Raw genomic sequence first — 25879 nt, 5'->3', positions numbered from 1 at the left:
TTTCCTCGGCTTACCTAAAGTTGCGCACAAATAGGGGCAGTCATGCCATTCGTTACGCCATAAGATCAATTATCCAGCCGGTCCGCGCCTTGCTGTCGCACCCTGCTGACATAACCCAATACCTTGCTATATGAGGTGCACATCCAGCTTAAAGGTGAAATCAAATGATGGAAACACTCCTTTTATCCCGCATCCAGTTTGCGGCGAATATATCGTTCCATATCCTGTTTCCCACGATCACCATCGCGCTGGGCTGGGTGCTGCTGTTCTTCAAGATCCGTTATAGCCAGACTGGCCAAGAACGTTGGATGGAAGCGTATCGTTTCTGGGTCAAGATTTTTGCGCTGTCCTTTGCCATGGGCGTTGTGTCGGGCATCACCATGTCGTTCCAGTTCGGGACCAACTGGCCCGGCTTTATGGAAAAGGTCGGCAATATCGCGGGACCATTGCTGGCATACGAGATCATGACGGCCTTTTTCCTCGAGGCTGTTTTCCTTGGAATCATGCTGTTCGGCTTTCGCCGTGTGCCGAACTGGGTTCATACAGGGGCCACGTTTCTGGTGGCCTTCGGGACGCTGATGTCCACCTTCTGGATCATCGTGCTGAATTCGTGGATGCACACCCCTCAAGGGTTCGAGATGCGCGACGGTGTCGCCCATGCCACGGACTGGTTTGCGATCATTTTCAACCCCTCGATGCCTTACCGCTTTGCCCATATGGTGCTGGCCAGCTTCCTGACCGTCAGCTTTCTGATCGCCGGTGTCAGTGCTTTTCGCTGGTTGATCGGCGGGCGCACCGAAGGCGTGCGCGTGGCCTTGAAAACCGCCGTATTCACTGCCGCGCTGCTGATGCCGGTGCAGATCTTTGTCGGCGACATGCACGGGCTGAACACCAAGGAATTCCAGCCTGCCAAGGTTGCCGCGATGGAAGGGCATTGGGAAACCAGCGGCAACGTGCCCCTGATCCTGTTCGCCCTGCCCGACCAAGAGGCGCGCGAAAACCGGTTCGAGATCGGGATTCCGAACCTTGCATCCTTTATCCTGACCCATGAATGGGATGGGGTGGTGAAGGGCTTGAACGATTTCGTAGCCGAGGATGGCACTGTGCTGCATCCGCGCGTGGCGCCTGTGTTCTGGTCGTTCCGCGTGATGATCGGCACCGGCGTGGCGATGCTGCTGCTCAGCTGGGTTGCGTCTTTCATGATGCTGCGCCGCAAGCGTGGGGTCGAGGGCCTGCCAAAGCCACTGCTTTATGCGCTGGTCGGTATGAGCTTTAGCGGCTGGATCGCGACCCTTGCGGGCTGGTACACGACCGAGATCGGCCGCCAGCCGTGGCTGGTCCAAGGCGTGATGACAACAGCAGAGGCGGTGGCCGATGTGCCAGCACCGATGGTCCTGTCCACGCTCATCTCTTACCTGATCGTCTATGGCTTGCTACTGACCGCCTATATCTACGTCATCTTCTATCTGGCGCGGAAAATGTCGCGCGGCGAAGATATCGGCACGAGCATCGCGCCCGCGCCTGCGGCGGCCCCCAATCCCATTCCGGCGGAGTAGACAAGATGAACACATTTGGTGATCCGACGATCTGGCTGCCGTTCGTCTTTGCTGGGCTGATGGGCCTGTCCATCCTGATCTATGTCGTGCTGGACGGGTTCGATCTTGGCGTTGGGGTCTTGTTCCCCTTTGCCGATGATGCCGAAAAGGACCGCATGATCGCCACGATCGGGCCGTTCTGGGATGCGAATGAAACATGGCTGGTGCTGGCAGTCGGGTTGCTGCTGGTGGCCTTTCCGGCAGCGCATGGGACGATTCTGACGGCGCTGTATCTGCCTGTCGCGATCATGCTGGTGGGGTTGATCCTGCGCGGCGTTGCCTTCGAATTCCGCGCCAAGGCCCCGGCCCCGCACAAGCATCTGTGGAACAACGCGTTTTTTGCGGGCTCGCTGATGACCTCGCTGTCGCAGGGGTTCATGCTGGGGATGTATATCATGGGGCTGGAATGGACGCTGGTGCATGCGGCCTTTAGCCTGCTGACGGCGGTGTTTCTAACCGTGGGTTACAGTTTCATCGGAGCGACATGGGTAATCCACAAGACCGATGCCGGCTTGCAACGCAAGGCTGTAGGCTGGGCCAAGGGTGGAATCTGGGGGCTGGTGCTAGGGATCGCACTTGTGTCGATGGCAACACCGCTGGTCAGCACGCGGATCTTTGAGAAATGGTTCAGCTGGCCCGAGGCATTGCTGCTGTCGCCCCTGCCAATCCTTTCAGCGCTGCTTGTATTCGGGTTGTGGTCGATGCTGCGCCGGATGCCGTTCATGAACGACCGGCTGTCGTGGTTGCCGTTCGCGGCCGCATCGATGCTCTGGGTGATGGCATTTGTCGGGATGGCCTACAGCTTTTATCCCTATGTGGTTCCGGAAAAGCTGACGATCTACGAAGCCGCGAGCGCACCCGAAAGCCTGTTCATCATCCTGATCGGCACGCTGTTCGTGCTGCCCACGATCCTAGCCTACACGGTGCTGGCCTATACCGTGTTCCGTGGCAAGGCGACAGAACTGCGCTATGACTGATGTAAGGTGGATCATGATCCACCCGACGGGGGGTGAAATCGGGCAGAATCGGTTTGACACCCCCCCGCCCTTTGCGTAATCGGACGCACAAGGTAAGGCGCGGTAGCTCAGTTGGTTAGAGCGATCGACTCATAATCGATAGGTCGGGAGTTCAAGTCTCCCCCACGCCACCATATCCCTTTCTCCTGTATCAAAACCGGATTAGCCTGCAGCCAAGTTTGCACGAAAGGCCGCGCCCCATGTCCGTCATTGACCAGATCACCGCTGCCATCGGCGCGGACCGTATCCTGACCGGCAAGGACGCCGCCCCCTACGGCAAGGACTGGACGGGCGCCTATACCTCGACGCCGCTGGCCGTGTTGCGCCCCATGTCCACCGCCGAAGTCGCAGCCATCATGCGCATCGCCCATGCCACACGCACACCCGTTGTCCCCTGTTCCGGCCGCACCGGGCTGACAGGGGCCACGATGGCCGACAGCGCGCTGATGCTGTCGGTCGAACGGCTCAACCAGATCACCGAGATCAACGCAACAGGGCGCACCGCCACCGTGGGCGCGGGTGTGATCTTGTCCAACTTGCACGATGCGGCGGCCAAGCATGAGCTGATCTTTCCGCTGACATTGGGCGCACGTGGGTCGGCCATGATCGGCGGCTTGCTGTCCACCAATGCCGGCGGGTCCAATGTCGTACGCTATGGCAGCACACGGGGCCTGTGTCTGGGGCTAGAGGTCGTGATGGCCGACGGGCGGGTGATGAATCTGATGAGCGCACTGCACAAGGACAATTCCGGCCTTGATCTGCGCAACCTGGTAATCGGGGCTGAAGGCACGCTGGGCATCATCACCGCCGCCGTGCTAAAACTGCTGCCCAAGCCACAGGCCTATGCCACAGCGATGGTCGCGCTGCCCTCGCTGACCGATGCGCTGCAGCTGCTGCACCGCCTGCAGGACGCGACAGGCGGCGGGGTCGAGGCGTTCGAATACATGCCGCGCAGCTATATGGCCAAGCACCGGCAGATGTTCCCCGACATGCCCCCGCCCTTTGCGCGTGACCATGACGTCAACATCATGATCGAGGTTGCAGCCACCACGCCGCGTGACGCGCAGCCCGGCCCTGACGGGCAACTGCCTGTCGTCACCCTGCTGGAAGATATGCTGGGCCAGATGCTGGACGACGGTACCTTGATCGACGCGGTCATCGCGCAGAATGAAACCCAGCGCCGCGCGATCTGGAAACGCCGTGAGGATGCGGGTGATGTGGCCTTTTTCGGCGGGCATTTCGTGAATACCGACATCGCGCTGCCGCTGGACAAGGTGGCAGCATTCGAGGGAGCATTGACGCCCCGCCTGCGCGCTATTGATCCGGATGTGGAAGAAGTCATGGTCGCCCATCTGGGCGACGGCAATATCCACCACACCAGCTATGTCAGCCGCAACGATCCCGATGCGATGGCAGCACTGGTCGAGGCGGTCGAGGATGTGGTGCAGGAATTGGGCGGATCATTCAGCGCTGAACACGGCATTGGCGTGTCAAAGCTCGAAACGATGAAACGGCGCAAGGACCCCGTGGCGCTGGACGCGATGCGCGCGATCAAGGCCGCCCTTGATCCGCATAATATCCTGAACCCCGGCAAGGTCATCCCGCCGGCATGAACATCGCGCCGAAAAGCGCGCACACAAAGCCTTGCATGACATCGGTCTTGACGTCGCAACAATGCCGCCCCGCAGATTCGATCACATTACATGTGGTCGAAAAACCCCGGCCCCGCCTTTTCCAGAAGCTTGACCGCCATTTCGCGGCCCATGTCCGCGCCATCGGCAATCGCGCCGATCATATCATCGGCCAGAACCTGCGATCCGTCGGTGCGCAGGATTTCGCCGCGCAAGCGCAGGGTGCCGCCATCAAGGTCGGCCAACCCGCCAATCGGCGTCTGACATGATCCGTCCAGATGCGCCAGAAAGCTGCGTTCAGCGGCCAGGCGCTGGCCGGTCGGGCCGTGGTGGATCGCCTCCAGCATGGCCGCAGCACGGCTGTCATCGGCGCGCCGTTCGATCCCGATAGCCCCTTGGGCGATGGCGGGCAGCATCTCTTCGGGCGCGATGGCCGTGCGCGGCACGTCAGTCATATTCAACCGGTTCAGCCCGGCCATAGCCAGAAATGTTGCCTCGGCCACGCCATTGCCCAGCTTCATCAGGCGGGTCTGCACATTGCCACGAAATTCCACGACATTCAGGTCAGGCCGGCGCACCAACAACTGGGACCGACGCCGCAAGGACGACGTGCCAACCGTGGCACCGTGTTCCAGATCATCCAATCCCCTTGCCGTCAGCGACACGAAGGCATCGCGCACATCTTCGCGCGGCAAATAGGTATCGAGCAGCAAGCCACTGGGTTGTTCGACCGGCATGTCCTTCATCGAATGGACTGCAATGTCGATGGAACCGTCAAGCAGCGCATCTTCGATCTCGCGGGTGAACAGGCCCTTGCCGCCGATGTCTTTCAGCGCGCGGTCCTGAATGGCATCGCCCATGACCTTGATCACGACGATGGCAAAGGCATCCTGCGGCAGATCGAATGCCGCCATCAGCCTTGCGCGCGTCTCATGCGCCTGCGCGAGCGCAAGCGGCGATCCACGGGTTCCGATATTGAAAGGCGAAGCGGGTGTGGGCAAAGTAATGTTCATGGCGCGATTGTTAGACGTGTCAATCTGGCCTGACAACTGTCTTGACAACATGTTCCGCAATTGGGACCACAGGCTGGTGAAAAAAGGACAGATTATGGCGCAGAAAAAGACCATCCTTCGGGCCCTTGCGGGCGAAACGCTTCCAACGCCCCCCATCTGGATGATGCGGCAGGCGGGGCGCTACCTGCCCGAATATCGCGCGACGCGCGAACAGGCGGGGGATTTCCTCAAGCTCTGCTACAATCCCGAGCTTGCTGCCGAAGTCACGTTGCAACCGATCCGGCGTTATGGGTTCGACGCGGCGATCCTGTTTGCCGATATCCTGCTGTTGCCACAGGCTTTAGGGGCCGATCTGTGGTTCGTCACCGGCGAAGGCCCGCGCTTGTCCACCATCACCAAACCCGAGGAATTGGGCCGCCTGAAACCGGTCGAGGAGATCCACGACACGCTGAACCCGGTCTATGAGACGGTCAAGATCCTGTCGCAGGAACTGCCCAAAGAGACGACTTTGATCGGTTTCGCCGGCGCGCCATGGACCGTTGCAACCTATATGATCGCCGGTCAGGGCACGCCGGACCAAGGTCCAGCGCACGCGCTGAAAGCTGCCAATCGCCCGCTGTTCGAAGGCATCATGCACCGGCTGACCGAAGGCACCATCGCCTATCTGTCAAAACAGATCGAGGCGGGGGCAGAATGTGTCAAACTGTTCGACAGTTGGGCAGGATCGCTCCAAGGCGACGATTTTACTGAATTTTCGATCAAGCCGATGCAGCGGATCACCGCAGCACTCAAAGAAAAGCACCCCGGTATCCCCGTCATCGCCTTTCCGCGCGGCGCGGGCACGAAATACGCGGGCGTGCATGCCGCGACAGGGGCCGATTGCGTTGCCGTTGATGACGGTGTCGATGCGGCCTGGGTCGCGGACCACGTCCAGAAGGATGGCTGCGTGCAGGGTAACCTTGCGTCATCGCATATGGTGACGGGCGGTCAGGGGCTGGTCGATGAAACCCGCCGTATCTGTGATGCGCTGTCGGGTGGCGCGCATATCTTCAACCTTGGCCACGGCATCACGCCAGAGGCGGACCCCGCCAATGTGCAACTCATGATCGATACGGTGCGGGGCGGCTAAGGCCCCCACTTCTTTTTTCCAAAAATACTCCGGGGTGAACCCCGGACATAGTCCGGGGGAGGGGCAGCGCCCCTTTTGCGGCTTTGCAGCAAGCGCTCCGCGCGGGGATATTTAAGCGCGGAAGATGGGGGCGGCACCTGTGAGGTGCCGCTTGCGTCTCATACCCATTTCGCCAGAGGCGGCAGGCTCATCAACACCGCATTCGCGTCATGCCCTGTGGTCAGGCCGAATTTGGTGCCGCGATCATAGACGAGGTTATATTCTGCATAAAGGCCGCGATGGATCAGCTGGGTATCCTTGTCGGCATCCGTCCACGGCGTCTCGCGGCGCGTTTCCACCAATGGTACATAGGCCGGCAGAAAGGCGCGACCGATGTCTTGGGTCAGGGTGAAATCTGCGTCCCAATCGCCGGTGCAGTAATCATCCATGAAAATGCCGCCTACGCCCCGCGCGCGGTTGCGGTGGGGGATGTAGAAATATTCATCCGCCCAAGCCTTCAGCTTGGGGTAATGATCCAGCCCGTGCGGGTCCAGATGCGCCTTTTGCGTAGCGTGGAAATGGGCGGTATCTTCGGCATATTCGATGCAAGGGTTCAAATCGGACCCGCCGCCGAACCACCAGGCATGCGGGGTCCAGAACATCCGCGTGTTCATATGCACCGCAGGCGCATGCGGGTTTTGCATATGCGCCACCAGCGAGATGCCCGAAGCCCAGAACCGCGGATCATCCGCCATGCCCGGCACGCCGCGTGCGGCCATCGCGCGCTGTGCGCCATCGCCCAACTGGCCATAGACGGTCGAGATATTCACGCCCACCTTTTCGAACACGCGCCCGCCGCGCATCACCGACATCAGGCCGCCGCCTGCATCCGACCCGTCATCGGAATGGCGGCTGGTCTCCGTCACCTCGAATCGACCGGCAGGGGTGTCGGCTGTGTGGCTGTCCTCCAACGCTTCGAAGGCGGCGACAATATCGTCACGCAATGCGCGAAACCATGCCGATGCTTTGGCTTTTTGTGTTGCGAATTCTTCTGCCATGTATCGGCTTAGCCCCTGATATTGAATAACGATGCGTGATACTCTTGGACTACCATACCGGACATCATCCGATGTTCCAGACCAAAACCGGAGAAGACGATGCGCCCTACCCTCATGATCCTGCCATTTTTGGTATTGGCCGCCTGCGCCACGCCGCGCGAACACTGCATCAGTCAGGCGACCCGCGATCTGCGTGTGCTAAACAGTCTGATCGCGGAAACCCAAGGCAATCTGGCCCGCGGCTATGCGATCGAGGAACAGCAGGAAATCAGGACAATACGCCAGACCTGTCGCGGCGAAAACAGCGACGGTACGACATTTCGCTATAGCTGTGACGAGACCGAAACATTCACGACCAACCGCCCTGTGGCCATTGATCTCAACGTCGAAGGTGCCAAGCTCAGTTCACTGATCGAACGGCGCAACCAGCAGCAAACGACGTCGGATCAGGTGGTACTGCAATGCATCGCGGCGCATCCTGAATGATCAATGCGCTGACACGCAGGCCGGGTCAATCAGGGTCCGGCCACCGTCGACGGTAATGATCTGACCGGTCACGAAACCAGCAGCGTCTGACGCCAAATATTGCACAGCGTCCGACACTTCGTCCGGGCTAGCGATCCGGTGCAGCGGCGTGTTTTCCAAGATTGCATCGCGCATTTCGTCATCGTCCTTGAGCGACCCTTTCAAGCTCGCGCTCATCACGCTGCCGAATGCCACTGCATTGACGCGAATCCCGTGTTGGGCAAAGGCCACGGCAAGAGAGCGGGTCAATTGGTCGAGCGCAGCCGAACTGACCGAATAAGCCAGAAGGTCAGCATGGGTGCGCCGTGACGCGATAGACGAGATGTTCACGATCGACCCGATCGTCGTTCCGCCACCCGTCCCTGCTTGTTTGATCATCCGGCGGGCCACCGCCTGGCTGACGCGCATCGCCGTCAGCATGTTTTGCTGCAACAATTCATCCATCGACGTATCGTCAGGATCCAGCGGGTCGGTTGTCATCACCTGGCGCGACGCATTGACAAGAATATCAACCCGTTCGAAGGCGTCGATGGTCGCGGACAACAGGTTGGTGATCGTCAGTTTCTTGCGCAGATCACCCGCAAAAAGCCTGATATTCTTGGCTTTTTCAGCCTCTTCGCCCATCTGAGCGCGCAATGTTTTTTCGTCCATATCGGCAAAAACGACATTGGCACCGCCTTCGGCAAAATGCCGCGCGATGGCAAGGCCGACGCCATTGGCGGCCCCCGTAACAATCGCGGTTTTACCGCTGATGGAAAATGACATGGGGGGGCTCCCTTGCGCGGTCAGCGCGTCGGTTTGGTGGCGTGGAACAGTTTGAAGGCGTTGTTGCCGCCGATTATGTCGACATTGCGGAAATTTTCCGACATGGCCTGTTCATAGGGCAGATGGCGGTTTGCAACCATCCAGAGCTTGCCATGCGGTGCCAACAGGCGGGACGCCGCTTGGATGAAGGCACGCCCAAGACCAGCGTCAGCGGCCCGCCCGACATGAAACGGCGGGTTCATGACGATACCGTCATAGGCTTTGTTGGGGGTGAACCGCAGCGCATCGGCCCAATGGAAACGGGCGCGCGGATCGGTCACGTTCAGCCGCGCGCACTGCAGCGACAGCGCCTCGGCCTCGATCAGGTCCAGCGATGCGACACTGTCGCGTGCCAGCACCGCCTGCGCCAGATAGCCCCAGCCCGCGCCCAGATCGGCCATACGCGCCGGCAATTTCGGCGGTAGTGCCTGGGCCAGCAGGGCAGAGCCGGCATCGACCGCACCGTCGGAAAACACGCCTGCGGCGGTGAAAAACCCATGTGGTCCCTGCACCGGCCCCGTCGCCGCCCAATCGGCAAACGCCGCGCTTGCAGGAAACCAGAACAGCCTGCCATGCCCCTTGGTGATTGACGCGATGTCACCCAAGCGCTTTCGGCACGCCTTGAACAAGCTGTCCACGCCATCGGTGCGCTGGCCATCAACAACGACGAGACTGGCCGTGGCGCAAGCCTGCGCGATCATCGCCTGCGCCTGCGCTTTGGCACGCGGGACAACAACGATCGCGGTCTCACATGGCGCAAGGTCTTGCGTGACGGTATGGCCCGCAATCTGCCAATCGGCCACATCAGGGTAATAGCTGTGCATGACGCTGACCGCATCGCGCGGCAGGTCCGAGATGTCAAAGCTGGCGAGCGGGCGCATCAGGCCAACATGGCCAGCGCCCAAGACCAAAAGGCCGTCTTGGATGGCGGTGCTAAGGCGGGACTGTGGCATATCTGTTACGAATAACGCGCAGGCGCTATTCTTTCTCCATCGTGCATTGCAGCGGGTGTTGATGACGCTGGGCGAAATCCATCACCTGCGCCACCTTGGTCTCGGCAATCTCGTGGCTGAAAACACCGACGACGGCAACGCCTTTCTTGTGGACGGTCAGCATCAGTTCAAAGGCTTGGGCATGCGACAGGCCAAAGAACCGTTCCAGCACATGCACGACAAATTCCATCGGCGTGAAATCGTCATTCAGGATCAGTACCTTGTACATCGGCGGGCGTTTTGTCTTTGGCTTTGTCTCAAGCGCAACACCGAGGTTGCCGCCATCACGGTCCTCTTTGTCAGCCATCATGTGAAACTGTTCGCGCATCAAATGTCCTGTCATAGCCGTACATATAAACCATGCCCGCCCAGAGAAAAGGGGATCATGCGAGAAAGGGAAAACCCGCCAATCGCGGATATAGCGGGTTGACGGTGCGCTTATACCACATCTGCCATATCCACCCGATGAACGCCCCGAAAGTGTTTGAATTTAGGGTGTTTTCCGGCAAGCAAACTTGTGCTAGCGTTTTCGAATAATAATAAGGCCACCGGAAAAATCCGGGGCCAGAGGCAGCAAGAGGCAAACGACATGGCACGTCGTCCGGGACAGTTAGCCCATTACGGGCTGTATTTCTGCGTTCTGATTTTCATTCTGATCGCCGCTCCGATCCGCGGGGTTGCCGCCCCCTATGCGGCGTTGGTCATGGATGCGCGCACCGGCGAGGTGCTGCACGCCCGCAATGCCGATACCCGCCTGCACCCCGCCTCACTCACCAAGATGATGACGCTTTATGTCGCGTTTCAGGCAATCGAACGCGGTGAAATCTCGCTTGATACCGAGGTGACCGTGACATCCCATGCCGCAAACGAACCGCCGTCCAAGCTGGGGCTGCGCGCCGGTCAGCGCATTCGCCTGCGCTATCTGATCCGGGCGGCTGCTGTGCGATCCGCCAATGATGCGGCCACGGCCATCGGGATCGCGATTTCGGGGTCCGAAGAAGCCTTTGCCACGCGGATGAACCAGACCGCAGCCGCGATGGGCATGTCCAACACCACTTTCCGCAATGCGCATGGGCTGACACAATCGGGCCATTTATCCACGGCGCGCGACATGTCGGTCCTTGGGCGGCATGTGATCTATGATTTCCCGCAATATTATAATCTGTTTTCACGCAGGACGGCTGATGCTGGCGTTGCGACCGTGCAGCACACCAATCGCCGCTGGCTCGATTCCTATCCGGGCGGTGACGGGATCAAGACCGGCTTTACCAATGCGTCCGGTTTCAGCCTTGTCGCCTCTGCGCAGCGCGGGGACCAACGGATCATCGCGACTGTCTTTGGCGGCACATCCACCGCAGCGCGCAATGCGAGGATCAGCGAATTGATGGATATGGGGTTCAGCACGGCCCCCCGCAGCGCCAATGTAAACCGCCCGACACCGCCCGGCGCGATGGCCGAGGCCCCTGGGGACGGGTCCGTTGCCGCAGGCGACAGCCTGCGCGGCAGCGCGGGCAAGGTCATCCGCGTGAACGGGCTTGTGACACGCAGCTATCGCCCGGTTGGTCGCCCCGTGACGGCGGAGCCTGAACCTGCGATGTTGTTGTCAGCCACCGCTGACACAGAGGTCGTCGTGGCCGCCGCAGCCGATGCCACGCCGCAGGTCAATGTGGCCGCAAACGTCGATCAGGATATCATCAACGCCGTGCTGGCAGATGCCGTCAACGCAGCCTTGATGGATGTATTGGCCGAACAAGCACCTGCGCAGGTCGCCGAGTCCACCACCCCCGCAGTCATGCCACAGGCCCGTCCAGAACCGCCGGCAGAGATGCAGATGGCGGCAATGGCAACGGTTGCGCCACCTGCCGAAAGCTTTGCGCCGGGTGAGCCAGAGGTTGTGACCCGTGTTTCTACATCGGGCGGGCGCCATTGGGGTGTGAACGTCGGTCGCTATCCCAGCCGGTTCGATGCGGAACGTGTGCTGCTCCAGGTCGCCTTGAACGAGATGAATACGCTCGACGGGGCCTTGCGCCGTGTCGTGCAACGGTCAGGCGGGTTTGATGCCAATTTCATGGGGCTGAACCGCGAAGCCGCTGATCTGGCCTGCCGCCGCTTGCAGGCGCGCGGCACCACCTGTTTCATGATCGGCGCCGACGGGTAGATCGCGGCGCGGCTGAAAAACTTTCTAGCCTCCGGCGGGAGTATTTTTGGAAATAAGAAGTTGGGGTCAGGCCGGAATGGCGCGCCCTTCAAAGGCGGCGGCCATCAACTGACGTGTGTAAGGGTGGTTGGGCGCGTCAAAGATCGCATTTGCTTCGCCCGCTTCGACGACGTCGCCCTGTTTCATCACCATCACCTTGTGCGACAGGGCGCGCACGACTTTGAGGTCATGGCTGATAAACAGATAGGCCAGCCGGTGGTTTTGCTGCAAGTCCCGCAGCAGCTGCACGATCTGGACCTGTACCGTCATATCGAGAGCGGATGTCGGTTCGTCCAGTACCAAAAGGCGGGGCCGCAGGATCATCGCGCGCGCGATGGCGATCCGCTGGCGCTGTCCGCCCGAGAATTCATGCGGATAGCGGTCCATCATCGCGGGGTCGAGACCGACCTCGGCCATAATCTCGGCCACCATGTCGCGCCGGTTGCGCCCGGGATCGACCCCGTGGACGCCCAGACCTTCGGCGATGATCTGTTCGACCGTCATGCGCGGGCTGAGCGAGCCATAGGGGTCCTGGAAGACGATCTGCATGTCGCTGCGCAAAGGCCGCATCTGGCGCTGGGTCAGGGTGTGGATGTCGCGCCCTATGAAGCTGATCCGCCCTTCCGACCGGATCAGCCGCATCACGGCCAGCGCAAGGGTTGTCTTGCCCGACCCGCTTTCGCCGACGATGCCCAGTGTTTCGCCTTCGCGCAAGCTGATCGTGGCGCTGTTGACGGCCTTGATATGCCCCACAGTGCGTTTCAGCAGCCCCGCCGTGATCGGGAACCAGATCCGCGCGGCGTCGGTTTCCAGCACGGTGGCGGCATCGGCTGGCACAGGTGCAGGAAGGCCCGTCGACGAGGCCGCCAGCAGCGTTTGCGTATAAGGATGCTGCGGATTGGCAAAGATGTCGGCGGTCGGTCCCTGTTCGACGATTTCGCCGTTCTGCATCACGCAGACACGGTCGGCGATCTTGCGCACGATGGTCAGGTCATGGGTAATAAACAGCATCGACATGCCGTCGCGCTGTTTGAGATCGGCCAGCAGGTCGAGGATCTGCGCCTGGATGGTCACGTCGAGCGCGGTTGTCGGTTCATCCGCGATCAAAAGATCCGGCCCGTTGGCCAGCGCCATGGCGATCATCACGCGCTGGCGTTGCCCGCCTGACAGTTGATGCGGATAGGCACCCAGACGGGTTTCGGGGTCGCGGATGCCGACGCGGTTGAGCAGTTCGATGATCCGGCCGCGCACGCCATGGCCGCGCAGGCCCTGATGCAGCTCGATGCTTTCGGCCAACTGCTTTTCCAGCGTGTGCAGCGGGTTCAGCGATGTCATCGGTTCTTGAAAGATGAAGCTGATGTCATTGCCGCGCACCTTGCGCAGGGCCGGTTCGCTCGCGCCGACCATCTCGACGCCGTTATAGGTGATCGAGCCGGCCATGACCGCGCTGTCGCCAAGCAATTGCACCGTCGACAGCGCGGTCACCGATTTTCCAGAGCCGCTTTCACCGACGATCGCCAATGTTTCGCCACGCCCGATCTGGAACGACACGCCGCGCACCGCATGGGTCGTGGTGCCATCCTGCCGGAAAGCGACGCGCAGATCGCGGACATCAAGGATAGGCTGGGTCATTTCACGGGGGCCTTTTGCGCGACGGCAAGGTCTTGCGCGGTTACGACCGGAACGGACCCGTCGGCGATGAAGGTCTTGCGCGGGTCGAACGCGTCGCGGATGCCCTCGAAGATAAACACCAAAAGCGACAGCATGATCGCGAAGGTAAAGAAGGCGGTAAAGCCAAGCCATGGCGCTTGCAGGTTCTGTTTGGCCTGCAGGGTCAATTCGCCCAGCGACGGGGCCGAAGACGGCAGCCCGAAGCCGAGAAAGTCGAGCGAGGCCAGCGTGCCGATGGCCCCTGTCACCAAGAAGGGCAGCATCGTCACCGTCGCCACCATCGCATTGGGCAGCATGTGGCGGAACATGATCGTGCGGTCCGGCACGCCCAGCGCCTTGGCCGCGCGGACATATTCAAGGTTACGCGCGCGCAGAAATTCTGCACGCACCACGCCGACCAGCGCGGGCCAGCCGAATAGCACCGTCAGAAAGACCAAGAGCCAGAAACTGCGCCCCAGAATGGCAAAGACGATAATGATGACGTAAAGCGACGGTGTCCCTGTCCAGATTTCGATGAACCGCTGGAATGCCAGATCGGTCCAGCCGCCGAAATAGCCCTGCACCGCACCCGCTGTGATCCCGATGATTGAAGCAGAGATTGTGACCATCAGCGCAAAAATGATCGACAGCCGGAACCCGTAGATCACCCGCGCCGTCACATCGCGTTTGGTGTCATCGGTCCCCAGCCAGTTCAGCGCAGAGGGCGGAGCAGGCGCAACGCCTGGCCGGTCAACGATGGTATTGTAGGAATAGGGGATCACCGGCCAGATCATCCAGCCGCGCTGGAACCCCTCGCCCAGATCCTCGCCTGCATCCACGGCGGCGATCAGCCCGTCAGGGTCGTCGAAACAGGATTCCATGCCGCCGGTCTTGATTAGGCATTGCACCTCGACATCCTGATAGCGGGCCTGGGTTGGGAAATCGCCGCCGAAATCGCGTTCGGAATAAAAGCTGACAATCGGCATCCGCCAGTCGCCTTGATAGCTGACAAGGATAGGTTTGTCGTTGGCGATCAGTTCCGCAAACAGCGACAGACCGAACAGCACGCCAAAGATGATCAGCGACCAGACCGCACGGCGGTTACGCTTGAAATTGCGCCAGCGGCGCTGGTTGAGGGGGGACAGGCGCATCATGTGTTGCGCGCCTCGAAATCAATGCGGGGATCGATGAAGACATAGGTGATATCGGTGATGATACCCACCACCAGCCCGATCAACGAGAAGGCGAAGAGCGTGCCAAAGACCACCGGATAATCACGCGCCACGGCCGCTTCGAACCCCAGCCGCCCCAAACCGTCAAGAGAGAACAGCGTTTCGATGATCAGCGATCCGCCAAAGAACACGCCGATGAAAAGCGCCGGAAAGCCCGAGATCACGATCAGCATCGCGTTGCGGAAGACGTGGCCGTACAGCACGCGGGATTCCGACAACCCCTTAGCCTTGGCGGTGATAACGTATTGTTTCTTGATCTCGTCCAGAAAGCTGTTCTTGGTCAACAGCGTCAGCGTGGCAAAGGCCGAAATCGTGGATGCCAGCACAGGTAGCGTGATGTGCCAAAGGTAATCGAGGATCTTGCCGATCAACGACAGATCCGCGAAATTGGATGAGGTCAGCCCCCGCAGCGGGAAGATGCGGTAATAGGACCCCCCTGCAAACAGCACGATCAGCAGGATCGCGAACAGGAAACCGGGGATCGCATAGCCGATGATGATGGCGCCACTGGTCCATGTGTCAAATGGGGTGCCGTCGCGCACGGCCTTTTTGATACCCAGCGGGATCGAGATCAGGTAGGCGATCAGTGTGGACCACAGGCCAAGTGTGATCGACACCGGCATCTTTTCCATCACCAGATCGAACACGCTGATCGACCGGAAATAGCTGTCGCCAAAATCGAACCGCATGTAGTTCCACATCATATTGAGGAACCGCTCTAACGGCGGCTTGTCAAAACCGAATTCGCGTTCCAGCTGCGCGATGAATTCGGGCGGCAGACCGCGTGCGCCAACATATTCGCTGCCGTTGTCAGCGCCGAAATCGGCATCACCCCCCCCGCCGGAAAAGGATTCGAACACATCGCCGCGCCCTTCGAGATTGGCAAGGATCTGTTCAATCGGGCCGCCCGGCACGAATTGCACCAGCGCAAAGTTGATGATCATGATCCCAAGCAAGGTCGGAATGACCAACAACAGCCGTCGAAGGATATAGGCGCCCATAACTTACCGCAACGCGCCGGCGGCGATCAAGGCATCGGCCTTGCCTTGATTGAACCACCAGTAATCCAGATAGCCGAGGCCAAATTCCGGCAGGTTTTCGGGGTATTCATACATGTCGAAATAGGCGACCCAGTTTGCGCCAAGATACCATGTCGGCACCATGAAATAGTCTTGCCGCATCACGCGGTCGATGGCGCGGACGCCTGCGGCCATTTCTTCGTAATCATCGGCACCTGTCACGAACTTTGCCAGCGCATCAACAGCAGCCGAACAGAAACCCGCAGGGTTGAACACGTCGTCACGGTCTTCGCAGCCATATTTCTGTTCGATGCCAGTGCCTTCCTGCAACCCGCTGCTATAGGCGCCAAAGATCATGTCGAAATCGTTGGACTGGGTGCGCGCCTGATATTGGGACGGATCGACACGGTTATAGGTGGCATTCACGCCCAACCGTTGCAGGTTTTCGATATAGGGCGTGATGATCCGGTCGAAGGCTTGGCGCGTTTCGAGAAACTCGACATCCAGCGTCCGGCCATCCGCATCGCGCAACATGCCGTCATTGCCCGGCGTAAACCCTGCCTGTTCCATCAGATCAAGCGCGCGGCGCAGGTTGTCGCGGTCCAGTGGGCGATCACCGCTGGTATGCGGCATAAAGGCGTCTTCGGTGAAAATCGCCTCTGGCAGCATGGCACGCACGGTGTCCAGCATTTCCAGCTCGCGCCCTGCGGGCTGGCCAGCGGCGCGCAGGCGGTCGTTTTCCCAAAAACTGCTGCGTTGCTGGAACAGACCATATTGCAGATTATCATTGGTCCAGGTGAAATTATACATCAACCCCAGCGCCAGCCGGACATTGCGGTCCTGCAGTTTTTCACGCCGCAGGTTGAACACAAAACCTGTTGCCGCAGGCAAGGTGCCATCGGCCAGCGTGTCGCGCACGACCCAGCCTTGGTCGATGGCGGGGAAATCATAAGATGTCGCCCAGTTGATCGAGGAATTTTCGCGCCGGAAGGTGAATTCACCCGCCTTGAACGCCTCGAACGCGGCGGAACTGTCGGCGAAATATTCCACACGGATGGTGTCGAAATTTGCGCGCCCGATGTTGATCGGATGGGTTTGCCCCCAGTAATCGGGGTTGCGGCGATAGATGATCTGGCGGCCCGGATCGACGCTGTCGACCATATAGGGGCCAGTACCGGGCGCTGTGTTCAGCCGGCTTTCATCCAGTCGCGCGCCGCTTTCCTCGAACCAGTCTTGCGGCATGACGATCGTATTGGCCATCTGGCTGACGCGGCCACGGCGCGGCGATTCCGGATTGAAGGTGAATTTGACAGTGTAGTCGTCCAGCGCCTCGGCCCCTGTCACCAGCTGGGTGATGCCCGCGCGAAACGACGGCGTGCCCTGTTCGGCGAACAGGTTATGGGTAAATACCACATCCTGCGCTGTCATCGGCGCGCCATCCGAAAAGGTCACGTCATCGCGCAGGTTGAAGATGACCCAAGCCTGATCGGCAGGATATTCCAACGTTGTACAAAGCAGGCAGTAATACGACCCGACCTCGTCATCTGTACTGTCCATCATGCGTTCATACATGACAGAGGACAATGACCCCGGCGTGCCCGACAATGTGGCAAACGGGTTCATACTGTCGAATGACCCGTCGGCGGAAATGCTGATCTCTCCGCCTTTGGGCGCAGCGGGGTTTACATAATCCAGATGCGGAAAATCGGAGGGATATTTCAGGTCACCATATTCGTTGAACCCGTGCGACACGATGATGTCGGACGCGGTCTGCGCGCGCGCGTCATGTGCCGCCAAAAGCGCAATCGCAGCGATCGACCCAACGGCCCAAAGACGCATATGCAGTGCCTGGTCGGGCTGCGGCTGTGCCATGACACGAACCTTGGGGCGATAAGACATCATAAACTCCAGTTGCGACAAGCCGTATGGTTAACCAAAGCTACGGCGCGGATCGGCAAAGATTCAAGTTGAGAATGCGTGATCATTCCGTGTTCATGTGCATATGCCAATAAAAAAGGCCGCCCGGTAGCGGGCGGCCTTTGGTCACATGCCTGACCGATTAATTGAACGTGGCCAGATAGGCGATCAGGTTGGCGCGGTCTTCGATCGCGCGCATCCCGTTATACCCCATCGTCGTGCCGGCAGCATAGCCGCGGGGGTTTTCCAGAAAACCGTTCAGATTTTCGGGGGTCCAGACATCGGCAGCTGCGATCAGCGCACCTGAATAGGAGAAGTTATCATAAAATTGCACCGGGCGGCCCACAACACCATAGAGCGCGGGACCTGTGCCATGCACGCCGGGTTCCAGCACATGGCAGGCACGGCAGTTGCGCCACAGCGTCTCGCCGTCAGCCGCGCTGGCGGAGGCCATGATCACGGCGAAATCAACCTCTTCCACGGCCTCGTCCTCAGTGGACGCTGTCTCTTCCACGGGGATGATATAGGCCTGTTCGCCGTATTCATGCCCGCCGCCGAAATAGATCGACGATGCAAGCCAGGCACCCAGCAGGTAAACAAGCAAAGTCGCGCACAGCGCGCCTACGGCTTTGGTGATTGTCATTGTGTCGAACATGTCGCGGTCCATTCAGAGATAAAAGTCAGCAGACATGTATCCGCTTCCCCCCTGCCGTTGCAAGGTATAGTGGCGCGACGAAATGCCCATTTTTGGCCTTTGCTGTCCGGGGGGACACAATCATGTCACGCAACATCGCCTTTCAGGGGGAATTGGGGGCTTATGGCCACGAAGCCTGCGCCACTGCACGCCCCGATCACACGCCCCTGCCCTGCGCCACATTCGAGGATGCCATCGCCGCCGTGCGCAATGGCGATGCCGATCTGGGGATGATCGCAGTCGAAAATTCGACCTATGGCCGCGTGGCGGATGTTCATTCGCTCCTGCCCGAAAGCGGGCTGCATATTGTCGATGAAACCTTTGTGCGGGTGCATATCAACCTGCTGGCCAAACCGGGGGCAAACCTGTCCGACATCGACACCGCTGTCGGCCATCCTGTGATCCTGCCGCAATGCGCGGGATTTCTGCGCAAGCACGGCATTGCGGGCCACACCAGCACCGACAATGCCCGTGCCGCACGCGAAGTGGCGCAGGGGTCAGACCTGACCACAGCGGCGCTTGCGTCGGAACTTGCCGCGCAGATCTATGGCCTGCAGGTGCTCGCCCGCCATATCGAGGATCATGACCGCAACACCACGCGGTTCCTGATCATGGCCCGCGCGCCTGACCAGACACGGCGCGGCGATTTCGGCATGGTCACCAGTTTCGTCTTCCGTGTGCGCAACATTCCGGCCGCGCTTTACAAGGCGATGGGCGGCTTTGCGACCAATGGCGTCAACATGACCAAGCTGGAAAGCTATATGGTCGGTGGCCAGTTCACCGCGACACAATTCTATGCCGAAATCGAAGGCCATCCCGAGGATCGCAATGTCCAGCTTGCGCTGGAGGAGTTGCGCTATTTCACCGATCATCTGCTGGTGATGGGCGTCTATCCCGCCGCGGCACGCCGCCATGAGGCCGCAGCCAACGCGGGCCTTTGATAGTCATCAAAGGGCGATACAGGTCACATCGGCGATCGCGGCATGGATATTGGCCCGCATGTCAAGGCGCATCTGCGCCACCATCATAGCTGCGGTCGGCCAGCCAGTTTTCGATCAGGAAATGCGCGATGGCGCCTTTGCGCGCGGGCTTGATTGTCGGGTGCAATCCCGCAAAGGACAGCGCCATATCCTCGCGGCTAATCCACAGCGCGTCTTCGATCTCGGTCCGGTCAATGCTCAGGTCGGTGCCCAGCGCCTCGCCCGCGCAACCAAACATCAAAGACGCTGGAAAAGGCCAAGGCTGGCTTGCCAGATAGCGCACGGCACCGACATGGATCCCCGCCTCTTCGCGCACTTCGCGGCGCACGGCAGCTTCGATCGTTTCGCCAGGTTCGACAAAACCGGCCAGCAACGAATACATCCCCTCGGGCCAGCCGGGGGACCGGCCCACCAGCACGGCGTTGCCATGGGTAATCAGCATGATGACGACAGGGTCGGTGCGCGGGAAATGATGCGCGCCGCAGGCCGGACAATCGCGCTGCCAGCCGGACATGGCGATCACGCTTTGCGCGCCGCAGCGGGCGCAGAACCCGTGCATGTCGTGCCATCCCAGCACCGCCTTGGCGGTCGCGGCCAGTTCGGCGTCGCGCGGGGTCAATCGCGTCATGATCGCGCGCAATTCGAAAAAACCGGCACCTGCGGGCATCGCCGGATGCTTTTGCTCTGACGGGTCAAGAAAGGTGTCCAGATGCGTGATGTCAAGATCAGGCGGCGTCCAGCCCGATAGATCAGCCGCAAAGACCGGCCCCGCGTCATCGCGCCCCAGCAAGATCAGGTCCGGCGCGGTATCGGCCATCACCGGATGATCCAGCGGCACCTGCACCAGCGTGTCATCAATGACCATCGGCTTGCCACGCCACAGCAGGATCGCGCGCGCCCCCGCCTGCCCCGCAACAGCCGGATCCGCCCGCAAATGCGCCGCACGGTCCAGCGCAGAGCCACCAAAAGTCACTGTTTGAGATAACATCATCGGATCGAAATGACACGGGTCGGGGCAGAGTTCAAACTTTTCTGACAACATGCTGTAGCCATGGCAAAATTTCACCCTATGGTTGTGTTATGGTAAGGACGTGGTTCATGGGGGCAACGAACGGGCGCGGTGCCTGTCAGGCGACATTGCGCATTCTGGCGACGACGGATCTGCATATGCAGATACTGCCCTATGACTACTTTGCCGACCGCGCCGAACAGATCGGAGGGCTGGTTCATCTGGCTGATCAGATCACCGCGTTGCGCGCCGACCAATCGGCCCTGACACTGCTTTTCGACAACGGCGATTTCCTGCAAGGCAATCCGCTGGCCGATACATTGGCGCAGGCCGGGTCGGCCAAGACCCCACACCCAATGATTGCGGCCTTTGCTGCGCTGCACTACGATGCCATCAATCTTGGTAATCATGAATTCAACTACGGGCTGCCCTTTCTGCGGCAGGTCCTGCAGGATGCATCTTGCCCGGTGGTCTGCGCCAATGTCGATTGGCGCGATCAGGCGCAGATCGCGCAGCCCTTTGTGATCCTTGACCGCGTGATCCGCTGTGAGGATGGCCACGATCATCCCCTGCGGATCGGCGTCGTCGGGTTCTTGCCGCCGCAGATCACCAAATGGGACAAGGTCAAGCTGGCCGATGCGATCGCCACTTGCGACATCGTCGAGGCCGCGCACCGCATCGTACCGCAGATCAAGGCGGCAGGGGCGGATATCATCGTCGCCCTGTGCCATGCGGGGATCGACACCGCAGACCACCGGCCCGGAATGGAAAATGCCGCCGTGCCGCTGGCGGCTGTGCCGGGCATTGATGCGATTCTGACCGGCCACACGCATGAGATATTTCCCGACGCCACGCGTCCTGCCACCCCTTATGTCGATCCGGTCGCAGGGCGAATTCATGGCAAACCGGCGGTTGGCGCAGGCTTTTACGGTCAAGCGTTGGGGGCAATCACGCTCAGGCTGCGCCGCGCCGCGGATGGCTGGCATGTCACCAACCACACAAGCGCGGTCCTGCCCGCCGCACCCAAAGTGCCAGACAGCGCAATCAGCGCAAGGATCAAGGCAGGCGTGCAGCCCGCCCATAGCGCCACTTTGCGTCAAGTCAGGCAGCCGATCGCGCGCACCTTGGTGCCGATCCATAGCTATTTTGCACGCATCAGTCCCGACTTGCCCAGCCATATCCTTGGTCAGGCGCTGATCGCGCATGCCGCCTCGGTGCTGCCGGCCAATAGCCTTCCGATCATCGCAGCGGTATCGCCGGTTCGCGCCGGAGGTTTGGGCGGGCCGTCCTGCTACGTCGCCATTCCGCCGGGGCCGATCATGCGCCGAGACGTCTGCGCGATCTATCCTTATGCCGACACGCCAGTGATTGCGCGCCGCACCGGCGCCGAATTGCGCGCTTGGCTGGAACAGGCCGTGTCGGGCTATCATCAGATTATCCCGGGCAGGGCCGACCAAGCTTTGCTGAACCCCGATTTCGCAGGATATGTCTTTGATGCCTTCCATGGGCTGACCTATACGATCGACCTGACACAGCCGCCTCGGCATGACGCGGCAGGCCGCATCAGCGCACCAGCGGCGGCGAGAATCATCGACCTGGAGCACAACGGCACACCCGTCCGGCCAGAGCAATGTTTTGCGGTTGTCGCCAACAGCTATCGCAGCTTTGGCGGCGGCGGTTTCCCCCCGATCCCCATGTACGATATACTGGCCATGTCCCGCCAGCCGGTCCGCGACATCCTGACAGCGAGAGTCCAGCGCCGAGGTGTCGTGACGGCGCCAATCAAGGCGCCTTGGCGCTTTGCGCCGATCCCGGACACTTTTGTCGATTTCATCTCGGCCCCCGATGGCCGGCACCACATGACCGACCGCATTTGCAACGCCGGGACGCAGGCTGACGGTTTCACCCGCTACCGCTTGGCGCTCTGAGACCTTGCGCTTGGCTGCTCGCTGTCCTATGTGGTGGGTCGAGAGGTTGGCGCGGGCGAGTGCCTCGCCAACCTGGTCAGGTCCGGAAGGAAGCAGCCATAACGAGCCCCACTTGGGTCGTTGTCCAACCTCTCACCCTTTGCCAGCCAATTGATGTGAATGCGGCGAAAGTCCATGTTGTCAGCCGACGGCGGTGTCCGCCAGGCGCATGGCCTGACGGGTGCAATATTGCCGTGTCCGGCAAACCGGACAGCGCAAAACCCACGTCAATGATCTGGATTTATTGGAGGCGAGTAGCGGAATCGAACCGCTCTACACGGATTTGCAACAGCTTAACGATCATTAAGTCACTGCTTTACATTGATTTTTTTACTGTGTTTTTTAGTGTGCATGAAAACGTGTAAGTGCACTTTGCGGATTTTACTGTGGGCAACATAGCAAAGTGACCACAGTATCACCCCATAGTAAACAGCCCACAGTCTTCTATCTACACTTAACTGGCGACACAGATTTGCCCATCTTCAATCAAAAAGCTCGTTAAACTTGTCTGTCGCGGCGTTTTTGGCCTCGCCTGTCTCTGGATCGATACCGCCCCATACACGAAACGGAGCATAGTCACCTTTCAGCACACTCAGTTCCTTACGTTTGGCCAGCTCGCCCCTAGGGTCAGGACTCATAACCAGAATATGACGGTTGCGGCGAGAGCGATTGCCGATAGGAAGACCTTGGGGCAACGATCATAGCGGGTTGAGACGCGTCTCCAGTCTTTGAGCCTGCCAAACATGCGCTCGATGCGGTTCCGGCGTTTGTAGCGACGCTTGTCGTATCTGACGACCTTGTTGCGTGACTTTCGACCTGGGATGCAGGGACGAGTCCCTCTGTCTGCTAAGGCTTCCCGGAACCAATCTGCATCATAACCCCGATCCGCCAATAGCCATTCAGCATCCGGTAGACTGCTGAGCAAAGCCATGGCACCGGTATAATCGCTGACCTGACCAGCCGTGATGAAGAAACGGATTGGGCGGCCGCTGGTGTCAGTGACAGCATGCAATTTTGTGTTCATGCCGCCCTTTGTCTCACCGATTAGGCGTCCACGCCCCCCTTTTTAAGCCGCAGGCTTGAGGCCGTGCGGTGTGCTTTGAGGTAAGTCGCGTCGATCGAGATGGTCTTATTGTCGGGTGCCTCCGCTGCCAAGCCTGTCATTATCCGAGCGAATACACCTGCATCGCTCCAACGTTTCCAGCGATTATAAAGCGTCTTGGGTGGCCCATACGCAACGGGCGCATCACACCAGCGTAACCCATTGCGATTGATGAAGATAATGCCGCTCAAAACACGCCTGTCATCGACGCGCGGCTTACCTCGGCTCTTTGGGAAATACGACCGTAGCCGCACCATCTGATCTTCTGTCAGCCAGTAAAGATTGCTCATCGTACCCCCAAATCATTGGTGGTCGTGAATCATGACGACAAACCAGCATCAAGGCATTTAATGGGTCCTGACCCTAAGTAACGACTTTGTAAATATTTCTGGAGACTATAATGTTGCGGCCGTTTCAAAGCCAAATAGAAAGAGAATAGCCCTTGTTTCAGAGACTATGCAGAGCATGTCAGAGGAGCAGAGATCCAGTCTTATTGGTTACATCTTGGACTATTGCAAAGATAACATTAGATTGTCCGAGGATGGTCAAAAATTTGAACTTTCATCTGATAATGAGCTAAAACTTGTGCTATATGGCATTGAAGAGCGCTTTTATACTACGCAGCACAGCAAACAAAAACGGCTCGCGAATTCTGTTCAGACTCTTTGATATTATGGTGTGATGATTTTAATCAACATACTCTCAGCTAGAGTTCCAGCTTCAACTGATGCCAGTGCTCGTACCGTAACAGCGTCAGTGGCGGAGTAACCCTGACGCGACACGCCAAGCGCGGCCAACAGTGCCGCTTCACCAATCTTGCCAGCATCAAACATGTCAAAAGCCTTGGCTGCGGCGGCAGATAGAGCTGGCTGCTCAGCGACAAGCGCTACGGCTTCCACTACTGTCACTTCCTCGTCTTCGGCTATGGATTTTTTTACAAAAGCACGTCCTGAATGCAGTTCGGCGTTCATGAGGGGTGACAATTTAGAGTAGTAACGGTCGACCACCTGCGCGCTATTTCCTAACTGACTGCTCAATTGATCTGAAGTGACCCCGCGCGCCAAGTCCTGCGTCACATAGAAATGCCGGAAACTGTAGAGTGTCCTGGGAAGTCTATCTTGCCCAATCTTCATGTCATTTTCTTCGAGGTATTGGTTGAAGTTGCGGGCCAAGTTGTAATAATCTATGCGCTCGTCGCTGCGTGTTTTGAACACGTAGTCATCGGTCTTGGCTTCAATCACCTCGTCTAGCGTCTTGTCTACCAGTGCTGGGTTCATCGTACGCTGACGGTCAAGGAAGCGCTCTGTTCTGTCCCGTGCAATTGCAAGACGTGGTCCAGTCTTTCCTGAAGGGTAGATAGCCAAGAAACGTTCATCACCCTTCTTCACCCAAGCGATGCTACTCCACTTTAGGTTAAGCGCCTCGGTGCCGTGCCGTATGCCGGTGTTGGCCAAGAACAATACATAGTTGCGCATGACTTCGCGGGTTTCGCGCGCGCCAGGATGAAATGTCTTTTCGTGATAGGTGCGCAGGTCCGTGTAAATCTTCTGGTATTCGTCCAGCGAGAATGCTCCCCGCTTTTGCGCCTTTCTACCTTTGTTAAGCAAGGTAGGGCGTATTGAGCCGGTGATCCAACCGCGCAGCTCGGCTTCATCAAGCACGCGGTTCAGTGCCGAGTTATGCGTGTTGATGGTGCTGTGTGCTGCCTTGCGACCCATTTGCTCCGTGCGCCACACATCGAATTTCTGCAATGATGCCACGTCAATCGACGCCACATCCTATTTACCAAAATAAGGGATTAGATAACGATTAATGGCCGTGATATAGTCTTTGAAAACAACCCGGCCTCCATTGGACGCCAGTTCGTTTCGCATACGTTCACAAGCATATTCGGCGACCTGTTTGAAGCGGCGAGTATTCTGAGGGAGCTTGTTTTTCAGCCGTTCGTCTGCAGCAAAATAAAACTTGAGTGCGACGTCCTTGGCTTGCTCTAGATCAGTGGTCTTGGTTGAAAACCTATGCCATTCACCAGACGCCAGCTTGCCAGCGAGGACTGTTGTCACGCTTGTCTAGGCGAACCCGTTCATTGACAACGATCGTCGTTACGTCTGCACTCACTGTAGTTTCATCCCAGCATCCATGCACTCAGCGTAGCTGGTGATGCACAAAAAACCTAGTGTGTAAGCGCAGGAAATGCTCAAAAACTACCCAAAAATTGGCAGATTTTCCTGTAATTTTAGGGGGTTGTCTGGAGGCGAGTAGCGGAATCGAACCGCTCTAGACGGATTTGCAATCCGCTGCATAACCTACCTGCCCACTCGCCTCATGGGGTGTTTCCCTAAGGATCACGGGACTTGCCGTCAAGCGGAT

At 59.1% G+C, this 25879-nt stretch carries 22 protein-coding genes, 2 tRNA genes and 1 other RNA gene; 10 read left to right on the top strand and 15 right to left on the bottom strand.

The genetic code is table 11. The features are described from left to right. Positions 1-164: 164 nt before the first annotated feature. The 4 genes from ACPF9B_RS02370 (at position 165) to ACPF9B_RS02355 (ending at position 4224) form a co-directional block, all read left to right on the top strand. Positions 165-1556, top strand: a complete 1392-nt coding sequence (locus ACPF9B_RS02370; RefSeq protein ID WP_424178967.1) for a cytochrome ubiquinol oxidase subunit I — start codon at positions 165-167, stop codon at positions 1554-1556. A gap of 5 nt (positions 1557-1561) precedes the next feature. After that, positions 1562-2572, top strand: coding sequence for a cytochrome d ubiquinol oxidase subunit II (locus tag ACPF9B_RS02365; RefSeq protein WP_007205592.1), 1011 nt, complete (start codon positions 1562-1564; stop codon positions 2570-2572). 96 nt (positions 2573-2668) lie between these two features. Next, positions 2669-2745 (top strand) — tRNA-Met (locus tag ACPF9B_RS02360). A gap of 66 nt (positions 2746-2811) precedes the next feature. Next, the gene (locus ACPF9B_RS02355) at positions 2812-4224 is read left to right on the top strand and encodes an FAD-binding oxidoreductase (RefSeq protein WP_424178965.1); all 1413 of its coding nucleotides are present in this window, start codon (positions 2812-2814) and stop codon (positions 4222-4224) included. 86 nt (positions 4225-4310) lie between these two features. Here the strand turns inward: ACPF9B_RS02355 and hemC are convergent, their stop codons facing one another. Then, positions 4311-5255 (bottom strand): hydroxymethylbilane synthase, encoded by a 945-nt coding sequence (gene hemC / locus ACPF9B_RS02350; RefSeq protein ID WP_424178963.1) that lies wholly within the window; start codon positions 5253-5255, stop codon positions 4311-4313. Between the two features lie 94 nt (positions 5256-5349). Between hemC and hemE the strand changes: the two genes are divergently transcribed. Continuing rightward, positions 5350-6384 (top strand): uroporphyrinogen decarboxylase, encoded by a 1035-nt coding sequence (gene hemE, locus ACPF9B_RS02345; RefSeq protein ID WP_424178961.1) that lies wholly within the window; start codon positions 5350-5352, stop codon positions 6382-6384. A 158-nt stretch (positions 6385-6542) separates the two neighbouring features. On the opposite strand, the gene hemF is transcribed toward hemE, so the two are convergent. Further along, positions 6543-7421: an oxygen-dependent coproporphyrinogen oxidase gene (gene hemF / locus ACPF9B_RS02340; protein WP_007205597.1), complete on the bottom strand. Its 879-nt coding sequence runs from the start codon at positions 7419-7421 to the stop codon at positions 6543-6545. A gap of 99 nt (positions 7422-7520) precedes the next feature. Here hemF and ACPF9B_RS02335 point away from each other — a divergent pair, with 99 nt between their 5' ends. Beyond that, the gene (locus ACPF9B_RS02335) at positions 7521-7907 is read left to right on the top strand and encodes a hypothetical protein (RefSeq protein WP_424178959.1); all 387 of its coding nucleotides are present in this window, start codon (positions 7521-7523) and stop codon (positions 7905-7907) included. Here the strand turns inward: ACPF9B_RS02335 and ACPF9B_RS02330 are convergent, their stop codons facing one another. From ACPF9B_RS02330 to clpS, 3 genes are read right to left on the bottom strand one after another with little or no spacing between them, the layout of a single operon-like run. Beyond that, positions 7908-8711, bottom strand: coding sequence for an SDR family NAD(P)-dependent oxidoreductase (locus ACPF9B_RS02330; RefSeq protein ID WP_007205599.1), 804 nt, complete (start codon positions 8709-8711; stop codon positions 7908-7910). A 20-nt stretch (positions 8712-8731) separates the two neighbouring features. Beyond that, positions 8732-9703: a class I SAM-dependent methyltransferase gene (locus tag ACPF9B_RS02325; RefSeq protein ID WP_424178956.1), complete on the bottom strand. Its 972-nt coding sequence runs from the start codon at positions 9701-9703 to the stop codon at positions 8732-8734. 25 nt (positions 9704-9728) lie between these two features. Next, complete coding sequence (gene clpS, locus ACPF9B_RS02320) at positions 9729-10052, bottom strand: ATP-dependent Clp protease adapter ClpS (RefSeq protein ID WP_242601250.1); 324 nt, start codon at positions 10050-10052, stop codon at positions 9729-9731. A 279-nt stretch (positions 10053-10331) separates the two neighbouring features. Here clpS and ACPF9B_RS02315 point away from each other — a divergent pair, with 279 nt between their 5' ends. Next, the gene (locus ACPF9B_RS02315; protein WP_424178954.1) at positions 10332-11900 is read left to right on the top strand and encodes a serine hydrolase; all 1569 of its coding nucleotides are present in this window, start codon (positions 10332-10334) and stop codon (positions 11898-11900) included. 66 nt (positions 11901-11966) lie between these two features. Here ACPF9B_RS02315 and ACPF9B_RS02310 read toward each other — a convergent pair whose 3' ends face one another. From ACPF9B_RS02310 to ACPF9B_RS02290, 5 genes are all read right to left on the bottom strand, one after another. Continuing rightward, positions 11967-13571, bottom strand: a complete 1605-nt coding sequence (locus ACPF9B_RS02310) for an ABC transporter ATP-binding protein (protein ID WP_424178952.1) — start codon at positions 13569-13571, stop codon at positions 11967-11969. Then, complete coding sequence (locus tag ACPF9B_RS02305) at positions 13568-14743, bottom strand: ABC transporter permease (RefSeq protein ID WP_007205604.1); 1176 nt, start codon at positions 14741-14743, stop codon at positions 13568-13570. The genes ACPF9B_RS02310 and ACPF9B_RS02305 overlap by 4 nt, the downstream gene beginning before the upstream one ends. Further along, complete coding sequence (locus tag ACPF9B_RS02300; RefSeq protein WP_007205605.1) at positions 14740-15822, bottom strand: microcin C ABC transporter permease YejB; 1083 nt, start codon at positions 15820-15822, stop codon at positions 14740-14742. Before ACPF9B_RS02300 ends, ACPF9B_RS02305 begins: the two co-directional genes overlap by 4 nt. A 3-nt stretch (positions 15823-15825) precedes the next feature. Further along, the gene (locus ACPF9B_RS02295; RefSeq protein ID WP_424178949.1) at positions 15826-17712 is read right to left on the bottom strand and encodes an extracellular solute-binding protein; all 1887 of its coding nucleotides are present in this window, start codon (positions 17710-17712) and stop codon (positions 15826-15828) included. Positions 17713-17899: 187 nt separating this feature from the next. Continuing rightward, positions 17900-18412, bottom strand: a complete 513-nt coding sequence (locus ACPF9B_RS02290; protein ID WP_040483214.1) for a c-type cytochrome — start codon at positions 18410-18412, stop codon at positions 17900-17902. A gap of 122 nt (positions 18413-18534) precedes the next feature. On the opposite strand from ACPF9B_RS02290, the gene ACPF9B_RS02285 reads away from it, so the two are divergent. Beyond that, positions 18535-19392 carry a prephenate dehydratase gene (locus ACPF9B_RS02285; protein ID WP_424178946.1) on the top strand — a complete coding sequence of 286 codons (858 nt, stop codon included), beginning with the start codon at positions 18535-18537 and terminating at the stop codon, positions 19390-19392. Between the two features lie 61 nt (positions 19393-19453). On the opposite strand, the gene nudC is transcribed toward ACPF9B_RS02285, so the two are convergent. Then, on the bottom strand, positions 19454-20422 hold the full coding sequence (nudC, locus tag ACPF9B_RS02280; RefSeq protein WP_424178944.1) for an NAD(+) diphosphatase: 969 nt from the start codon (positions 20420-20422) through the stop codon (positions 19454-19456). 107 nt (positions 20423-20529) lie between these two features. On the opposite strand from nudC, the gene ACPF9B_RS02275 reads away from it, so the two are divergent. Together ACPF9B_RS02275 and ffs are read left to right on the top strand one after the other, a co-directional pair. Next, a complete protein-coding gene (locus ACPF9B_RS02275) occupies positions 20530-22368 on the top strand; it encodes a bifunctional 2',3'-cyclic-nucleotide 2'-phosphodiesterase/3'-nucleotidase (protein WP_424178942.1) in 1839 nt (612 codons plus the stop codon). 40 nt (positions 22369-22408) lie between these two features. Beyond that, an RNA gene (gene ffs / locus ACPF9B_RS02270) (signal recognition particle sRNA small type) lies at positions 22409-22505 on the top strand. Between the two features lie 536 nt (positions 22506-23041). Here the strand turns inward: ffs and ACPF9B_RS02265 are convergent. The 4 genes from ACPF9B_RS02265 to ACPF9B_RS02250 form a co-directional block, all read right to left on the bottom strand. Next, positions 23042-23799 (bottom strand): IS5 family transposase gene (locus ACPF9B_RS02265; protein ID WP_424176587.1). Its coding sequence is split into 2 segments (ribosomal slippage): positions 23042-23475 and positions 23475-23799, totalling 759 coding nucleotides; the frame shifts between segments, so codons are not numbered across the junction. A 381-nt stretch (positions 23800-24180) separates the two neighbouring features. Beyond that, a complete protein-coding gene (locus ACPF9B_RS02260; RefSeq protein WP_424178940.1) occupies positions 24181-25284 on the bottom strand; it encodes a tyrosine-type recombinase/integrase in 1104 nt (367 codons plus the stop codon). Positions 25285-25287: 3 nt separating this feature from the next. After that, positions 25288-25572 (bottom strand): hypothetical protein, encoded by a 285-nt coding sequence (locus tag ACPF9B_RS02255; RefSeq protein ID WP_424178938.1) that lies wholly within the window; start codon positions 25570-25572, stop codon positions 25288-25290. A gap of 186 nt (positions 25573-25758) precedes the next feature. Continuing rightward, positions 25759-25832: transfer RNA gene (locus tag ACPF9B_RS02250), tRNA-Cys, on the bottom strand. Between the last annotated feature and the right edge of the window lie 47 nt (positions 25833-25879).

The sequence above is a fragment of the Yoonia sp. TsM2_T14_4 genome (genome assembly GCF_049602355.1).
In the GTDB taxonomy this organism is placed as follows: Bacteria; Pseudomonadota; Alphaproteobacteria; order Rhodobacterales; family Rhodobacteraceae; genus Yoonia; species Yoonia vestfoldensis_A.
The sequence above is the reverse complement of the archived record's forward strand: the minus strand, read 5'-3'. Positions and strand labels throughout refer to the sequence as shown.

Coding starts and splice junctions, on each gene's coding strand:
- ACPF9B_RS02370 (WP_424178967.1), top strand. CDS start 165: ATGATGGAAACACTCCTTTTATCCCGCATCCAGTTTGCGGCGAATATA.
- ACPF9B_RS02365 (WP_007205592.1), top strand. CDS start 1,562: ATGAACACATTTGGTGATCCGACGATCTGGCTGCCGTTCGTCTTTGCT.
- ACPF9B_RS02355 (WP_424178965.1), top strand. CDS start 2,812: ATGTCCGTCATTGACCAGATCACCGCTGCCATCGGCGCGGACCGTATC.
- hemC (WP_424178963.1), bottom strand. CDS start 5,255: ATGAACATTACTTTGCCCACACCCGCTTCGCCTTTCAATATCGGAACC.
- hemE (WP_424178961.1), top strand. CDS start 5,350: ATGGCGCAGAAAAAGACCATCCTTCGGGCCCTTGCGGGCGAAACGCTT.
- hemF (WP_007205597.1), bottom strand. CDS start 7,421: ATGGCAGAAGAATTCGCAACACAAAAAGCCAAAGCATCGGCATGGTTT.
- ACPF9B_RS02335 (WP_424178959.1), top strand. CDS start 7,521: ATGCGCCCTACCCTCATGATCCTGCCATTTTTGGTATTGGCCGCCTGC.
- ACPF9B_RS02330 (WP_007205599.1), bottom strand. CDS start 8,711: ATGTCATTTTCCATCAGCGGTAAAACCGCGATTGTTACGGGGGCCGCC.
- ACPF9B_RS02325 (WP_424178956.1), bottom strand. CDS start 9,703: ATGCCACAGTCCCGCCTTAGCACCGCCATCCAAGACGGCCTTTTGGTC.
- clpS (WP_242601250.1), bottom strand. CDS start 10,052: ATGATGGCTGACAAAGAGGACCGTGATGGCGGCAACCTCGGTGTTGCG.
- ACPF9B_RS02315 (WP_424178954.1), top strand. CDS start 10,332: ATGGCACGTCGTCCGGGACAGTTAGCCCATTACGGGCTGTATTTCTGC.
- ACPF9B_RS02310 (WP_424178952.1), bottom strand. CDS start 13,571: ATGACCCAGCCTATCCTTGATGTCCGCGATCTGCGCGTCGCTTTCCGG.
- ACPF9B_RS02305 (WP_007205604.1), bottom strand. CDS start 14,743: ATGATGCGCCTGTCCCCCCTCAACCAGCGCCGCTGGCGCAATTTCAAG.
- ACPF9B_RS02300 (WP_007205605.1), bottom strand. CDS start 15,822: ATGGGCGCCTATATCCTTCGACGGCTGTTGTTGGTCATTCCGACCTTG.
- ACPF9B_RS02295 (WP_424178949.1), bottom strand. CDS start 17,712: ATGGCACAGCCGCAGCCCGACCAGGCACTGCATATGCGTCTTTGGGCC.
- ACPF9B_RS02290 (WP_040483214.1), bottom strand. CDS start 18,412: ATGTTCGACACAATGACAATCACCAAAGCCGTAGGCGCGCTGTGCGCG.
- ACPF9B_RS02285 (WP_424178946.1), top strand. CDS start 18,535: ATGTCACGCAACATCGCCTTTCAGGGGGAATTGGGGGCTTATGGCCAC.
- nudC (WP_424178944.1), bottom strand. CDS start 20,422: ATGATGTTATCTCAAACAGTGACTTTTGGTGGCTCTGCGCTGGACCGT.
- ACPF9B_RS02275 (WP_424178942.1), top strand. CDS start 20,530: ATGGGGGCAACGAACGGGCGCGGTGCCTGTCAGGCGACATTGCGCATT.